Raw genomic sequence first — 15,212 nt, forward strand, 5'->3', positions numbered from 1 at the left:
CGTCCGGCCCGGGGCGAGCCCCCGGCCGGACGCGCGCGAGCGGGATCAGGACGCCCGGAGCGCCTCGAGCAGATCGACGTCGGGGATCGCGACCGGGAGGCGGGCGCGGAGGACGGCGACGTCGTTGTCCTCGCAGAGGCGAGCCACAGCGAGCCCATCGAAGAGGGAGATGGGCGCGGTCCCCACGATCGCGGCCTCTTCGCGCGCACCGGAGAGCATCTGACCGGCGGTCAGGATCCAGCCGGCGGTCGCGGGGCCGTAGTGGTGGAGCGAGCCGCGCAGCTCGGTGACCCGCTCGCGGCCGACCTCGCGGCCGTCCCGCCGGATGACCAGCGCGAGCTTGATCTCGTCACCCGCCGTGCGGAGCGCGCCGGAGAAGTGGCTCTCGCCGCCCGGCGCCCCGGCGCGGCGCACCGCGCGCAGCTGGCCGATGCCGATGCGCTCGAGGGCGAGGACGCAGATCTCGACGAAGGCATGGCCCGGGAGCTCGGAGAGCTTGCGCACGAAGGCGCGCCGCGCGGCGTCGCGGTAGCGCTCCACCGCGGCGAGCGCTTCCTGCTCCAGCCGCGCCAGGTCGCCCGGCAACAGCCAGTCCGTCAGCGCGATCCTGCCGCCGGCGAAGCGGAAGCGGGGCCGCTGCCCCGCGGCGGTGCGGCGCGCGTTGTCGGCGCGCACGGCGGCCGCGACCTGGGACTGCACGAGCTGCACGTCGCCGGCGAGGCGGCCGCGGCGCTGCGCCGTCTCCGCGATCTGCCGGAGCGAGACCGCGCCCGCGTTCCGATCGAAGGTCGAGAGGATGCCCGCGACCGCATCGGCGAGATCCCGGCCGGCGAGGTCGTCGAGCGCGTGCCCTTCGCCGCCCGTGAGCTCGATGACCTGCGGACCGCGGTAGACGGGCTCGGCGCCGAAGCTGTCGGGGCGTTCCGCGCGGTCGATGCGCTCGGCCCGGTCGGTGCGCTCGACCCGGTCGGTGCGCTCGCCTCGCTCGGGACGATCGAAGCGCTCGGTCCGGTCGGAGCGCGGCGGCTCGCGGCCGTTCTCGCGCCGCGCCTCGAACACCGGCGTCGCGACGTAGGAAGGCAGGCCACCGGTGCTCGGGTTGGCCTCCGCGGTCCCGCGGCCGCGGCGGCGACGGCGGCGGCGGCGACGGCCCTCGCCCTGCTCGCCCGACGAGCCGGGCGTCGCGCGGTCCTCGCCGCCGAGGATCGGCTGATCGTCGTCGTCCTCTTCGTCGAAGAGCTCCGCGGCGCCGGCGACGGCCTCGGCCCGCATCGCCTCGTCCGGGCCCGGCGGCTCCGCGTCGTCGAGCTCGCCCTCTTCCTCGTCGATGTACGTGCTCGCGGCGCGCGGGGACGACGGCGTCGGCGGCGGCACGGGCTCGCGCGCTGCCGCGATCTCCACGCCGTTCAGCCCGGCCGCGCTCGTCGCGCCGGCGGCGACCTTCTCGTCGTCCTCGTCCTCATCGTCGATCGCAGGCGCGGCCTGCGCCGCCGCGTCCGCGGCGCCGACCTCGACCTCGACCGCGCCGCTCTCCGCCTCGATCTCCGCGGGAGCGCCAAGCTCGCTCTCTTCCGCCGCGTCGTCGTCGGCGCCCGCGTCGAACAGGGTCGGCTGCTCCTCGTCCTTGCGCGCCTTGGCCGCCTCGGGCTTTCCGCCGCGCTTCGCCTTCTTGCCGTCGAGCCCGGACTTGATGGTCTTCTCGTCCCACTCGCGCAGCGCGAACACGCCCGGCTTCACGCGCACCAGGGGGTTGTCCGCCGTGTCCTTCTTCAACGTCGCCGCCAGGCGGGCGCCCATCGTCACCTCTGGGCTCTTTCCAACATGGCTAAGGAGGTTCTTCTCGATCGCGATATCGGTGATCTCTTTATAGTGAAGCGGTCTACCGATGAGGCGAAGCACCTCGGCGGCTGCATCCGTGAACGTCATCTTTGTTCGCCCTTCGGGCGCGCCGCCCGGCGGGCGCCCTCGTCGTCCCCATCGCGGCCGCCCCGTCCAAAGTGGCTGACGAAGCGCGCGGGATACCCCACCGCAGCCGGGAAACGCACATTCGCTCCCACTCGGCCACGACGCGCGGAACGGCCTGCTCGTAGCATGCTCGGAAACGGCGGTCAACGGGACGCGCGATCCGGCTCAAGAGAAGCCGCTGGCCGACCTCTAGGGCACGGAACCGGGGGCCGGGCGGCGCGATGCCCGGATCGACCGGGCGCCGCGCCGAGGCGAGCGCGCGGCGGCCGGCGACGGCAGGCTGGATGAACGATGAACGCGCGGCGCGCAGTCAACGGCGCGCGCGGGCCCCCTGGACGAGCATCGATGTGGCTCGTGAGCGGATGTCGGCCAGTCCGGAGCGCGGGAGAAGACCACGGGAGAAGAGGAGTCGATGGGTTGATCTGTTGAGGCGAAGTGTCGAGTGCGACGACAGGTCCGGGAGTCCAGGAGTCGAAGGCTCTCCCTCGACTCACCGCATCGCCGCACGACAGCACCACCGCCGCGCGGCCGAGGAGCGCTATGCGATGATGGAGGAAGCGATTGGTCGAAGCGCGCTGGACGGACCGGGCATCACCGTACATGAGCGCGCGTGTTCATGCGTGACCGCGCGTGTTCATGCGTAACCATGCGCAATCACGCGCAATCACGCGTAACCACGCGTAACCACGCGTAACTACGCGTGGACGGGCGCTCCCGGACGGCGCACCCCGGTCGGCGCGCGGTCGTCACGGCCGCAGCTCGCCCGGCCAGCGGTGGCGCGGCGCGGCGCGGCGCGGCGCGGACAACAGCGCTTTTGCGCTTTGCCATCTGCCGGACAGGAGGGTTACGCTGTGTGGGTGGAGCTTTCGCGGTTGCTCGACGAGCTCACCCTGGCGGCGGACAAGGTCGGCATCGCCGTCAGGATGGAAGCGTTCGATCCGCACCTGTCGGACGCGCGCAATCCGCGGGGCGGGCTCTGCACGGTGCTCGGCCGGCGGATCATCCTGGTCGACGCCAACGCTTCGCTGCCGGATCGCATCGCCACGGTCGCGGCCGCGCTCGCGCGCGTCGATCTGGAGTCCGTGTTCCTGCCGCCGATCGTCCGCGCGACCATCGGCGCTCACGGCCGAGGCGCGCGGCCCCGGGCGGCCGCGCCGGGCGAGCCAGCGCGGCTGCCGGCGCGCCCCGCGCGGGGCGGGAAAGCCCCGAAGCTGCTCCCGCTCGCCCGCACCAAGTGGCGTGACGCCTGAACCGCTGTCCCGGCAGGGCGCAGGCAGCGCGCGTTACGACGCGAGCGCCCGCTCGACCTCGGTGTAGAGCGCCGCGATCGCCGCGTCGAGCTGCGCCACGTCGGTCCCGCCGGCCTGCGCCATGTCCGGGCGGCCGCCGCCGGAGCCGCCCACGATGCGGGCGATCGGCTTGATGAGCTCGCCGGCCTTGAGCCGCTCGGTGGCCGACTTCGAGAGCATCACGGCGAGCTGCGCCTTGTCGCCCACGGCCGCGCCGAGCAGCACCGCCGAGCGATCGCCGAGCTTGTCGCGCAGCTTCTCCGCGAGATCGCGCAGCGCGCCCGGGTTCGTGCCGTCCGGCACCCGGCGCGCGAGCACCTTGATCCCGCCGATGTCCCGGGCGCCGTCCAGCATCGCGTCGATGCCGCCGCCGCCCTGCGCGGGGCCCGCACCCTCCAGGATCCGGCGCTCGAGCTCGGCGACCTTCTTCTCGAGCTCCCGCTCGTGCGCCACGATCTTCCCGATCTTCTCGGCGAGATCGCCGCCCTGCGCCTTCGCGACCTGGCGCGCCCGGGCGAGCTCGGCCTCGACGTCCCGCGCATACGCGAGCGCGTTCAGGCCGGTCGACGCAAGGATCCGTCGCACGCCCGCGGCCACGCCGCCCTCGCTCGTGATCTTGAACAGCCCGATGTCCCCCAGCGCGCACGCGTGCGTGCCGCCGCAGAGCTCCACCACCTCGGGTGTCATCGTGAGCATCCGCACCGTGTCGCCGTACTTCTCCTCGAAGATCGCCATCGCGCCCCGCCGCCGCGCCTCGTCCATCGGCAGGATCTCGGTCGTCACCTTCGCGTTCGTCAGGACCTTCTCGTTCACCAGATCCTCAATCCGCGCGATCTCCTCGCGGGTGAGGGGCCGGTTGTGCGTGAAGTCGAAGCGGAGGACGTCCGGGCCGACCCGCGAGCCCTTCTGCTGCGCGTGCTCGCCGAGCACCTTGCGCAGCGCCCAGTGCAGGACGTGCGTGGCCGAGTGGTTGCGCCGCGTCGCCGACCGCGCCGCGTGGTCCACCGCCAGGTGGACGCGCTGCCCCACGGCGATCGCCCCCTCGCTGACCACGCCCTCGTGCACGACCAGCCCGGCGAGCGGCTTCTTCGTGTCCTTCACCTCGACGCGCGCCCCGTCCGCCGTCGCCTCGCCGACGTCGCCGACCTGACCGCCCGACTCGGCGTAGAACGGCGTCTCGCGCACGACGATCTCGACCGTCGCCCCCGCCTCCGCGCGCTCGACAAGCGCACGGACCTTGCGCGCCCGGTCGCCTTCGCCCTGGACCTCGACCCGGACGATCGCGACGACCTCGCTGTCGCCCTCCTCGTGCTCGTAGCCCGTGAACACCACCGGCTGCGCGAGCTTGGCGCGGGCCTCGCGGTGCGCGGGGTCCACCGCGGAGGTCGGATCGATCGGGCCGTCCGCCTCGTCCGCCTCGCCGGCGCCCTTGATGATCGCCTCGACCCCCTGGACGTCGACGTCGAAGTTCGACTCGGCGCAGATGACCTGGGTCAGATCGAGCGGGAAGCCGTAGGTGGTGTAGAGATCGGCCGCAGCGGCGGCCGGGAGCGTCCGCTCGCCGGACGAGCGCATCTCGTCGAAGCGCTCGTCGAGGATCTTCATCCCGCGCTTCAGCGTGGAGCGGAAGCGGACCTCCTCGTCCTCGGTGACGCGGGCGATGAGCTCTCGCCGGTCGCGGAGCTCGGGGTACGTCTCGCCCATCCGGCGGACCACCTCGAGCGCGACCTCGTGAAGGAACGGCCGATCGATCCCGAGCCGGTGCCCGTGGCGGATCGCGCGGCGCATCACCCGGCGGAGCACGTACTCGCGCCGCTGCTTCTCGGGCATCACCCCTTCGGCGATCAGGAACGCGGCCGTCCGCGCGTGATCCGCGATGACCCGCATCGACACGTCGTCGTCGGCGCTGCCCCCCGTGTACGGCTTGCCGCTGAGCTCGGCGGCCTTGTCGACGAGCCCGCGGAGCAGGTCCGTGTCGTAGTTCGACGTCACGCCCTGGAGCACGCTCGCGAGCCGCTCCAGGCCCATGCCGGTGTCGATGCTCGGTGCCGGCAGCGGCACGAGCGGGCCGTCCTTCTCGACGCGGTCGTACTGCATGAACACGTTGTTCCAGATCTCGGTCCAGCCCGTGCCGTCGATGCGCGGCTCCTCGCCGAAGCGCGCGACATCGGGCTCCTTCCCGTGGAAGAAGTGGATCTCCGAGCAGGGGCCGCACGGGCCGACGTCACCCATCGTCCAGAAGTTGTCGGCCAGGCCGAGCCGGAGGATCCGGTCGTCGCCGAAGCCCGTGACCTTGCGCCAGATCGCCGCGGCCTCGTCGTCGGCCGGGAAGCCCCCCTCGCCGTTGTAGATGGTGACGACGAGCCGCGACGGCGAGATATCGTAGACCTTCGTCAGGAGCTCCCAGGCGAAGGCGATCGCGTCTTCCTTGAAGTAGTCGCCAAAGCTGAAGTTGCCGAGCATCTCGAAGAACGTCTGGTGGCGCGCGGTGACGCCGACGTTCTCGAGATCGTTGTGCTTGCCGCTGATCCGGATGCACTTCTGGCTCGAGGTGGCGCGCTGGTACGGGCGCCTGTCCTTGCCCGTGAAGACGTCCTTGAACTGCACCATGCCCGCGTTCACGAACATCAGCGTCGGATCGTTCTGGGGCACGAGCGGCGCGCTCGGGACGATCTCGTGCCCGCGCTGGGCGAAGAACTCGAGGAATGTGCGGCGGAGCAGGTCGGAGCTGGCAGGCGTTGCGATGGACATAGGAGGACGCGCGGTCTAGCACGACCGGAGAGCGGCTTCCGCCTGCTCGACGCGCCCGCGACGCCCGCCGCGGAAGACGCGCGCGCCGGGCCGGTTTGCGCCGGGCCGGTGCGCGCCGGCCCACGCCGGCGAGGCCGGACCGCCGGGTCAGCGGCCGGAGGCGACGACGCTGCTGCCGGAGGCGGCCTCGAGGGCGAGCGGCGCCCGATGGAGCGCGCTCTCGATCGCGCCCGCGACGGCGTCGCTCTGCAGCTGGGCGAGCTCCCTCAGGCCCTGGGCGCGCTTCGCCTCGGCGAGCGCCTGGGCCGAGCCGGTCATCGAGCCCTTCAGCGTCTGGCTCGGCATCTCGCGGATCACGTACTCGACCTTGGCGGCGAAGCCGACCCCGTCCGCCCCATGGCGCTTGCTCAGGTGCGTGACCGAGCCGTCCAGCGTGAAGGCCGGCAGCTTGCGGCTCTTGCCCTCCGCAGCCAGGTCCGTGCCGTCGGCCACGATCTCGATGTCGGCGAACTGCGCCACGCGGTTGCGCGTCTGCTGCTTGAGCTGCGGTCCGAGCTTCGCGTCCTTCACGCCGGAGCGGTTCTCGAACTTGCCCAGGCTGACCAGGAAGCGCGCCTTGGGCGACGAGCGCGACAGCTTCTCGATGGCGGCCGCGATCGGGCGCTTCAGGTTGGGGGCAGGCTCGAGGTTGAGCGCCGCCTTGAGCGCCGGGACGGCCGCGGGATTGCCCATCGCGCCGAGCGCCGCCGCGGCCGACGCGCGCACCGCCGGGTGTGGATCCCTGAGCGCCTTCTCGAGGGCTGGCCGCGCGCCGGGGCTCTTCGACCTGCTGAGCGACAGGGCCGCCGCGACACGGAGCCGGTAGTCCTTGCCGACCGCGATGTCGCGAAAAGCGGACGTGTCTGCGTCCTGGGCGACGGACAGGGCGGTCGACCCGAGCACCATCGACGCCGCCAAGAACATCGCAATGAGGAGACGACGAACCATCACGTCCCTCCGGAGAACGGCGGCTTGCGCCACCCGTTCTCCTCGGTGAGCCACGGAAGTATCGCGACGCGCCTGGCGTCCAGACAATCCTTATCCTTGGCCAGGACGGTCGCGAGATCAAGGGCTGTTTGGCCCCGGATGGCTCATGCAGGACTCGTGACGAGAGCGACGACGTCGCCGTTTCGCACCGTTTGGCGCGGCTTCGCCGCCCCCAGCGCTCATTTCCAGACACGCGGCGACGCGCGAGGCTGGCTGAGCGCCGGGCGGCTTCGGCTCAGAAGAGGATACCGAGATACCAGCGCACCGTCTGTGCGGTCTCGAGATCGATCTTCTGGACCGTTTCTTCACCCCTGAGCTGGCCGAGCCCGCCGAGAGGAAACAGCACGCCGTACTGCACCGCCGTGTAGAAGCCGCCCATCTTGTCGGGGTCGTCGTTGAGCGTCCCGTCCTTGGACTGGAAGTACAGCTGCGCGTTCAGCTCGATGCCGAGATCCCGGGAGTTGCCGGGAGCCTGGAGGAACTCGGAGGCGCGGCTCCAGATGGCCGCGGCGCCGAGGCCGGCGCGCTGGCCGTTCTTGTCGCGGGCGAAGTCCCAGTCGACGCCAGGCCGGAAATAATAGGCGCCCTGGACCCGAGAGAGGATGTTCCTGAAGAGGATCTGGTCGACCCGGTAATCGGGGTGGAAGCGGAATGTCGAGTAGGTGCGATCGGTCGAGTTCTGGGGATCCATGGCCCCGAGCTCCGTCCCTCGCGGCTCGAGGGCGGGCACGTCGTCGTCGCCGGTCGCGTACCCGAAGCCGAAGTGGACGCGCAGCCGGCCCTCCATCTCGGTGAGCTCGGCCTGCGTGGCGAGCCCGAACTGCCGGACGCCCCAGCCGGTGTCCTTCGGCGAGAGGACGTTCGCATAATCGCTCTCGTCCTGCCCGCGCAGATCGAGGGATCCGTAGATCATCGCCGCCTCGAGCTCGAAGCGGAACTTCTTGTAAAGGAGCTGGAACCACACGTCGGGGATGATCATCTCCGCACCCCGATGCACGTACCCCGCCGCGACGTTGTCGGCGCTCTGGCCGAGCGACGCGGACAGGTCGTCGTTGGTGTCGCCGGCGGTGATGTCGTTCGCCAGCGTCTGCTGCCGGTAAGCGAAGTAGACGCCGCCGTTCATGACCATGTTGCCGCGGGCGAGCTCGAGCTTCTGGAGCTCGGGATTCTTGCGGCGGACGGCGACGAACACGTACTGATCGACGTCATCGGACTGGGCGAGGTCGTACGGCTGGCCCTCGAGGTCCTGGATCGACGCGCTCGTCGCGCCCTCGTTGGCCCAGTCCCACGCACCGGCGAAGTAGATGTCGTATTTCTTGATGCCCGTGACGAACATCAGCCGATCGACGGTCGACTGGTAGTCTGAGTCGTACCCGTCACCGCTGTTCGCCACCATACCGAGGCCCCAGTGGTTCGGCATGCGGCCGAAGCGGAGGAGACCGACGGGGGTCATGTACTCTCCCCAGACCCGCTTGACGGAGATCGAGTCCTTCGTCGAGTTGATGCCGGCGCTGGGCGCCCACTGGGTGCTGGAGAAGGCCCCGAGCGGCGAGTAGCCGCCCCGGCGGGCGACCTGGTAGCCGCCGCCCGCCGCCGGCTGGTTCGCGTAGCCGTCCGGGGTCGAGCCGAGCACCACGTTGTCGAGGAGATCGACCTGAGTGAGGATGCGCAGGTTGTCGCTGATGTGCAGCTCGGGATTGAGGCGGAACCGCATGTTCGCGCCGGCCTGGGTGTCGTTCTTGCACGAGTCGAACGAGCGCGTGCCGCCGCTCGTGGTCTCGCTCGGGTTGCAGCGCTCGAGCACGTGCCCCGTGTAGGAGTTGTCGGCCGGCTGCGGCCAGAGCGCCTCATTACGGAGGCCGGTGCGGCCGAGGGCGAAGCTGTTGAAGAGCTCCCAACGGAGCCGGTAGTAGCCGTGGAACTCGAACGTCGGTCGCGCGTGGGACCACCAGTCCTCGGCGTAGACCTCGCTGGGCCGGGCGCCGATCTCCGCCTGGATCGCCTGCCGCTCGGGCTGCTCGGCCGCCGCAGCGGCAGCGGGCGCCTCCGAGGCCGCCGGCGTGGCCGGCTGCGGCGCGGAGGGAGCGGCCGTGTCGGCTGGCGGCAGGAGCGGCTGGCGCGCCGCCGGGGGTTCGGGCGTCTCGGCGCCGTCCGGCGCCGCGCCGGGCTGCGCAGGCGCCGCGCCGGGCTGGGCCGGCGCGGCGGGCGGCGCTGCGCCGGGCTGGGCCGGCGCGGCCGGCTGCGCTGCGGGGGTGCCCGCCTGCCCGGCGGGCGGCTGCGCTGGGGCCGCCGGCGGCTGCGCCGGCCGGCGTGCCGGCTGGGCGGACGCGGAAGACGCGCCCAGCACGAGCGCGAGCGCGAGGCCCGACCGGAGGCGACGGCGAGGGGAGCCAGGGCGGCACGACGTACCCGGAGACCGCGACGAGATGGGCATCTGCTTGGTTTCGTTCGCGCGTTTTCGCCCCGCGCGCAGGAAGAGGTTGAAGATCCGAGCTCTCGGTGGCCCGGAGGCCGGGGGCCGATGTCTCACGCCCGGCCTGTGTGGTCAAGGCACCGCTCGGCCCCGGGCCCTGGAACCCGGTCACGGATACACACCCGGGACGCATCGGAGCAGGGGCCGCCGGCCACCTCAACCCCGGTCGGCTGGCAGGGACGGCTGGCGGGGCCACCTCAACCTCGGTCGGGGTGGCGGGTCCGCCTCAACCTCGGTCGGGTCCGCCTCAACCTCGGTCGGGGCCGCCCAACCTCGGTCGGGTCCACCTCAACCTCGGTCGGGGCCACCTCGCTCGCGCCAGCGCCGTCGCCGGCCGCGCCGTCGCCGCTCTCACCTGCGCCGCCGGAGCCCCGATCCCGCCTCACCTGCAGCGCACGGCCGCGCGGACGGGCGGATCTCGCCGTCCTCCCCTCTGGATCTCTCGCCCGAGCTGAGCGACGCTCTCGCCCGCAGCATCCCGCTCCCGCCGACGGAGCCATGGAGAAAGCGCTCATGAACCGGACACTCATTGCACTACCCCTCGCGCTGTCGTCGCTGCTCGCCGCGGGCTGCGGCCACTCCGAGCAGGAGTGGAAATCGCAGCTCGACAAGTACAACCAGCTCCAGAACCGGAGCCAGAAGAGGGAGGCCGAGCTCGAGAAGGAGCTCGCCGACGCGAAGCAGCGCGTCGAGGAGCTCGAGAAGAAGCTCGCGGACCAGGGCGCCGACATCTCGAAGATGAGCTCGACGCTGGAGGACCGCGAGAAGGCGCTGGCCGAGTACAAGGCGCGCGCGAAGCAGCTCGAGGCGATCCAGGCGCGGTTCGACCTGCTCCGGAAGAAGCTCGAGGAGCTCGTCAAGCTCGGCCTGGAGGTCCAGGTCCGCAGGAACCGGATGGTCATCTCGCTGCCCGGAGACGTCCTGTTCGACTCGGGCAAGGACACGCTGAGCAAGGACGGCCAGCAGATCCTGAAGAAGATCTCGGACGTCATCCGGGGCGACAAGTCGCTCGTGGACCGCGACTACCAGGTCGCCGGGCACACCGACAGCCAGCGCTACAAGAGCGGCCCGTTCCAGGACAACTGGGGGCTGTCGCTGATGCGCGCCCGGGCCGTGCTGCTGTTCCTGATCGGCAAGGAGGGCCAGCTGCCGACGAGGCACTGGAGCGCAGCCGGGTTCGCGGACACGGACCCCATCGCGAGCAACAACACGCCGGCCGGCAAGCAGAAGAACCGCCGGTGCGACCTGATCGTGCTGCCGGACGTCGACGAAATGCTCGACCTGACGAAGCTCGCCACGAAGTAAGCGCCGGCGAGCGAGGGGCCCGTGGCGCCGGCACCGGCGTGCCGCTTCGTGCGCCGCGGGCTCAGCCGCCGAGCCACTGCCGCGCGAGATCGAGCGTGCGGGCGTTGTCCGGCACGTCGCGGAGGAAGCGCTCGCGCCAGGCCGGATCGCTGAGCTGCCCGGCGCGCGCGAGCAGCGCCGTCCTGGCCGACGCGATCGCTGCCTCGGCCTCGGCGCGCCTCCCGCTCGCGGCGAGCGCCTCGACATGGGCCAGGCGGACGAGCGATTCCCCCTCTTCCAGCGTGCCGAACTCCGAGAGCCGCGCGCTCGCCTCGGCCGCAGCCTGCGTCGCCTCGTCGATGCGCCCGAGCCCGAGCAGCACGCGCGCGAGGATGGAAAATGCCTGCACGCCCAGCGTCGGCGCGCTCTCGAAGAGCGCGATGGCCCCGCGCGCCTCGCGCTCGGCGGCCTCGAGATCGCCCATGGCGAGGGCGATCTTCGCAAGGTAGCAGCGAGCGAAGAGCTCCGTGCGCACCATGCCCGCTCCCTGGCTCGACGCGACCGCCTCCTCGGCGAGCGCCCGCCCCTCGGCGAGCTGACCACGGTACCCGAGGACCTGCGCGAGGTTGGCCTGTGCAGAGACCTTCAGCTCGTCCAGGTGCATCCGGTCGGCCGCCTCCAGGGCTGCCCGCAGCATCGACTGCGCCGTCTCGAAGTCGCCGAGCTCCATGCACACGGCGCCCAGGCTCGCCCTGGCGCTGAGCGCGTTGCGATGATCGCCGGCCTGCTCGAAGGCGAGCAACGCGGCTTCCTGGCTGGCGGCACAGGAGCCCAGGTCGCCTCTGCACATCTCATAGGCCGCGCGCGCGTCGTGGAGATTCGCGACCACCTCGAGATCCCTCGTCTCCGAGCTCGCGAGGGCGCGCTGCACCACATCGAGCAACGCGGCGCCTTCGGCGTACCGCCCCCCCAGCGCCAGCGCGCCCGCGCCCACGGACAGGCAGCGCAGCTTCGCGCTCTGCGCGTCGCCGGAGGCGGCCACGCCCACCGCCTCGGTCGTCCAGCGTTCCACCTCGTCCAGCCGACCCAGCTTGGACGTGGCCCATACCAGGGGGATGATGGCCGAGAACCACGCGGCCGAGCCCCGCTCCACAAGGCCCAGCGCCTCGCTCCCCCGCTCCGCGGACAGCGCGAGCTCGCCGCGCCACACGTGAGCCTCCGCCTGGACCCAGCGCAGCCTGCCGGCGGCGTCCCCGGCCGCGCCGCAGCCGATGCCCCGGTCGACCCGCGCTATCGCCGCGTCCAGATCGCCGCCCCGGAGCGCCTGCTCCGCCGCGCGCAGGTACGCCTCCGCCGCCCGCGCCGGCGCCCCGCCGAGCTCGAAGTGCTCCGCCAGCACCGTCGCGTCCGCCCCGCCGGCGCGCGCCAGCCAGTCGCCCGCAAGGCCGTGCCCGACGCGGCGGTCGCGCTCGGTCAGCATGCCGTAGGCCGCCTCCCGCACCAGCGCGTGCCGGAACTCGTATTCCACCTCGCCCGCGATCCGCGCCTCGCGCCGCCGCACCAAGAGCTCCCGCCGCCCCAGCTCCGCCAGCGGCTGCGCCACCGGCGCGCCGCCGACCAGCGCAGCCACCGCGCCTTCCCACGACGTCTCGCCGAACACGCTCGCCGCGCGCAGCACCCGCCGCTCCTCCACGCCCAGCGCCTCCAGCCGCGCCTGCACCATCGCCAGCGCCGTCTCCGGCATCCCCTCGCCCCGCCCCTCGGCCACCGCGCGGAGCTGCTCCTCCAGCACGAACGCGTTGCCCTCGGCCCGCGCCAGCAGCTCGTCCACCTGCGCCGCGCTCACGCCCTCGCCCAGCACCTCCCGCACCAGCCGCTCGCTCGCGCGCCGGGGCAGCGCCGCCAGCCGCAGCCGAAGCCCGACCTGCTGGCGCCACAGCTCCGGAAACAGCTCGTCCACCTCGGGGCGCGCCAGCGCCAGCACCAGCAGCGGCAGGTCCCTCGCGTGCTGCAGCGCCGCGCCGATCAGCCGCACCGTCGGCAGGTCGCCCCAGTGCAGATCCTCCAGCACCAGCAGCACCGGCTGCCGCTCGCACTCGGCCCGGATGAGGTCCTCGAACGCCTCGCGGATGCGGTCGCCCATCAGCACCGGGCTCTGCCGCGCCGCCTGCAGCTGCACATCGCCCTCGTCGGGGAAGGGCGCCCCCACCAGCTCGCCGAGGAACGCCGCCACGTGCGGCCCCTTGCTCCCCAGCCCGTCGAGCCGCTCTACCCGCGCCAGCACCTTGCTCCGCCGCACGTCCAGCGCCTCGCCGTCGAGCAGCCCCATGGCGCGGCGCAGCGCCTGGGCGACGAGGCCGAACGCCGAGCCGGCCGCCATCGGATCGGCCCTGCCGATCCACACCTCGGCGGCCTCGCGCCGCTCCTTGATGGCGCGCAGGAACTCCCAGGCGAGGCGCGACTTGCCCATGCCCGCGGCCCCCACGACGACCACCGCGCTCGCGGTCGGCTCGTCCACGCAATGACGCCACTCGGCCGCGAGCTGCGAGAGCTCTCGCTCGCGCCCCACGCACGGCGTCGGCTTCCCCAGCAGCCTCGGCACCGTGTCCGGCTCCTCCTTCCGGCCGCGCAGCCAGCATCCTTCGGGCCCTCGCGCCGTATCGAAGCGGCTCGCGAGCAGGCTCGCCGTCGCGCTGTCGAGCCGGATCCCCCCGGACGGCGGGCCGTCGCGCCCCACGAGCTGCTGCGCCACCCGCTCGACCAGCTCACCCACAGGCAGCCTCCCCTCGATCTCCGCAAGCCCCGTCGCGACCGACATGGGCACGCCCCCGACCACGGTCCGGAGCGCCAGCGCGCAATGGGCCGCTCGCACCGCGAGGTCCGTCGGAGACTCGGCCCCCGACAGCGCGACGAGCAGCCACTTCGACCGCAGGACCTCGAGCCTCCCACCGTGGCGCGCCGCGATGTCCCGCAGCGCCTGCGCCTGCGCGACCCCATCGGCCTCCGCCAGCGTCGCGTCGGTCTCCTCGCTGCCATGCGCGGCCAGGATGACGCACATCACCCGCCGCTCCGACGTCGTGATCTCCTCGCTGGACGCGCGCCGCGCCGCGATCGCGCTCCCTCCTGCGGCGAGCCCCTCACCGGCGAAGACGGCCAGCTCCGCCGCGACGGCGGCGCCGTCGCGCGGCCGGTGCTCCGCCGGCTTCGACAGCATCCGGCCCACGAGGCGCTCGAGCGGCTCGGGGATGCCGTCGCGCAGCTCCCCGAGCCGCGGCGGCTCTTCCAGCACGACCTTCACGAGCAGCGACAGCAGGTTGTCGCCCACGAACGGCCGGCGCCCCGCGAGGCACTCGAACAGGATGCACCCCAGCGAGAACACATCCGCGCGGGCGTCCACCGGCGCCTCGCCGCTCACCTGCTCGGGGGCCATGTACCCGGGCGTCCCAAGGATCGCTCCGGGCGCCGTCAGGCTCTGCGTGTGCCAGAGCTCGCGCGCGATGCCGAAGTCGAGCAGCGTCGCTCGCTCCACCGCGCCGCCCACCAGCATCAGGTTGCTCGGCTTCAGGTCGCGGTGGACGATGCCCTGCTGGTGCACCGCGCCCAGCGTCGTCGCCACCTGCGCCGCCAGCGTCACGCTCTCCGCCATCGAGAGCGGCCCTTGAGCGAGCCTCTGCTCCAGCGTCACGCCCTCCAGCCACTCCATCGCGAGGTACGGCTGCCCTGCGCCCGTCGTCCCGTGCGCCACGTACCGCACCACCCCTGGCAGCCGGAGCGTGACGAGCGCCTTCGCCTCCCGCGCGAACCGCCGCAGATCGCCCGCGCTCGCGCTGTGCAGCACCTTGAGCGCGACCGCCTCCCCCGACCGCCGGTCACGCGCGCGATAGACCTCCCCCATCCCGCCCGAACCGGCGAACCGCTCGATCTCGAACCGATCCTCGACCACGTCCAAATCGCGCATTGCGTCTGCGATGTCGTTCACAAGGGCCTCCAGCGACGGCCCTCACCCGCAGGATCACGGTACCCTGTCGGGAGCCAGATGTAATCTACACCACGATCACCCCGGCGTGTGGCCGGTCTCGGGCACCTGGGTCGTAGCGCGACCACAACGCGCTCTGGTGCTCGGGCGCCCGGGGACATTCGCGACGACAGCGCGTTCCGGTGCCCGGGCGTCCGGGGGCATTCGCGACGACGTCTTGTCGACCGCGTACACGCCGATACGCACGGGCTCCTTCGGGATCCACGGCCGCCGGGTCGGTCCAGGCCCCGACGAGCGCCTGCGTGAACACGCCCCCGCGCGGCGTCTCGGCGGCGTCGCTGCCGACGCTGGCCGCTGTGACGACGCCGGTGCGCTCGCTGTGGCGCCGCCGCCGGGCGAACGCGGCCGACATCGCCGCGCTGGCCAGCCAGCGCCGCCCCCCATAGGC

The 15,212-nt window shown here is 72.6% G+C and carries 8 protein-coding genes; 3 read left to right on the forward strand and 5 right to left on the reverse strand.

Annotated elements, in window-relative coordinates; all coding sequences use genetic code 11:
- Positions 1 to 45 precede the first annotated feature (45 nt).
- Entirely contained in the window at positions 46 to 1,926 is a 1,881-nt protein-coding gene (locus tag WMF44_RS27545) for an HTH domain-containing protein (RefSeq protein ID WP_437293013.1), read from the reverse strand.
- Positions 1,927 to 2,816: 890 nt separating this feature from the next.
- On the opposite strand from WMF44_RS27545, the gene WMF44_RS27550 reads away from it, so the two are divergent.
- Positions 2,817 to 3,215 (forward strand): hypothetical protein, encoded by a 399-nt coding sequence (locus WMF44_RS27550; RefSeq protein WP_437293014.1) that lies wholly within the window; start codon positions 2,817 to 2,819, stop codon positions 3,213 to 3,215.
- 33 nt (positions 3,216 to 3,248) lie between these two features.
- Here the strand turns inward: WMF44_RS27550 and alaS are convergent, their stop codons facing one another.
- From alaS to WMF44_RS27565, 3 genes are all read right to left on the reverse strand, one after another.
- Positions 3,249 to 6,005: an alanine--tRNA ligase gene (gene alaS, locus WMF44_RS27555; RefSeq protein WP_437293015.1), complete on the reverse strand. Its 2,757-nt coding sequence runs from the start codon at positions 6,003 to 6,005 to the stop codon at positions 3,249 to 3,251.
- A gap of 147 nt (positions 6,006 to 6,152) precedes the next feature.
- Complete coding sequence (locus WMF44_RS27560) at positions 6,153 to 6,992, reverse strand: HEAT repeat domain-containing protein (RefSeq protein WP_437293016.1); 840 nt, start codon at positions 6,990 to 6,992, stop codon at positions 6,153 to 6,155.
- A 274-nt stretch (positions 6,993 to 7,266) separates the two neighbouring features.
- The gene (locus tag WMF44_RS27565; RefSeq protein ID WP_437293017.1) at positions 7,267 to 9,378 is read right to left on the reverse strand and encodes a TIGR04551 family protein; all 2,112 of its coding nucleotides are present in this window, start codon (positions 9,376 to 9,378) and stop codon (positions 7,267 to 7,269) included.
- Positions 9,379 to 10,017: 639 nt separating this feature from the next.
- On the opposite strand from WMF44_RS27565, the gene WMF44_RS27570 reads away from it, so the two are divergent.
- Positions 10,018 to 10,809: an OmpA family protein gene (locus WMF44_RS27570; protein WP_437293018.1), complete on the forward strand. Its 792-nt coding sequence runs from the start codon at positions 10,018 to 10,020 to the stop codon at positions 10,807 to 10,809.
- 61 nt (positions 10,810 to 10,870) lie between these two features.
- On the opposite strand, the gene WMF44_RS27575 is transcribed toward WMF44_RS27570, so the two are convergent.
- Positions 10,871 to 14,746 carry a protein kinase domain-containing protein gene (locus tag WMF44_RS27575; protein WP_437293019.1) on the reverse strand — a complete coding sequence of 1,292 codons (3,876 nt, stop codon included), beginning with the start codon at positions 14,744 to 14,746 and terminating at the stop codon, positions 10,871 to 10,873.
- Between the two features lie 320 nt (positions 14,747 to 15,066).
- Between WMF44_RS27575 and WMF44_RS27580 the strand changes: the two genes are divergently transcribed.
- Positions 15,067 to 15,210, forward strand: a complete 144-nt coding sequence (locus tag WMF44_RS27580) for a hypothetical protein (RefSeq protein ID WP_437293020.1) — start codon at positions 15,067 to 15,069, stop codon at positions 15,208 to 15,210.
- Positions 15,211 to 15,212 lie beyond the last annotated feature (2 nt).

It is taken from the genome of Sorangium sp. So ce426 (assembly GCF_051475585.1).
Taxonomy (GTDB): domain Bacteria; phylum Myxococcota_A; class Polyangia; order Polyangiales; family Polyangiaceae; genus Sorangium; species Sorangium cellulosum_B.

What these genes read in the sequence shown, in the direction of transcription:
- WMF44_RS27560 (WP_437293016.1), bottom strand. Translation starts at nt 6,992, where the DNA reads ATGGTTCGTCGTCTCCTCATTGCGATGTTCTTGGCGGCGTCGATGGTG.
- WMF44_RS27570 (WP_437293018.1), top strand. Translation starts at nt 10,018, where the DNA reads ATGAACCGGACACTCATTGCACTACCCCTCGCGCTGTCGTCGCTGCTC.
- alaS (WP_437293015.1), bottom strand. Translation starts at nt 6,005, where the DNA reads ATGTCCATCGCAACGCCTGCCAGCTCCGACCTGCTCCGCCGCACATTC.
- WMF44_RS27575 (WP_437293019.1), bottom strand. Translation starts at nt 14,746, where the DNA reads ATGCGCGATTTGGACGTGGTCGAGGATCGGTTCGAGATCGAGCGGTTC.
- WMF44_RS27545 (WP_437293013.1), bottom strand. Translation starts at nt 1,926, where the DNA reads ATGACGTTCACGGATGCAGCCGCCGAGGTGCTTCGCCTCATCGGTAGA.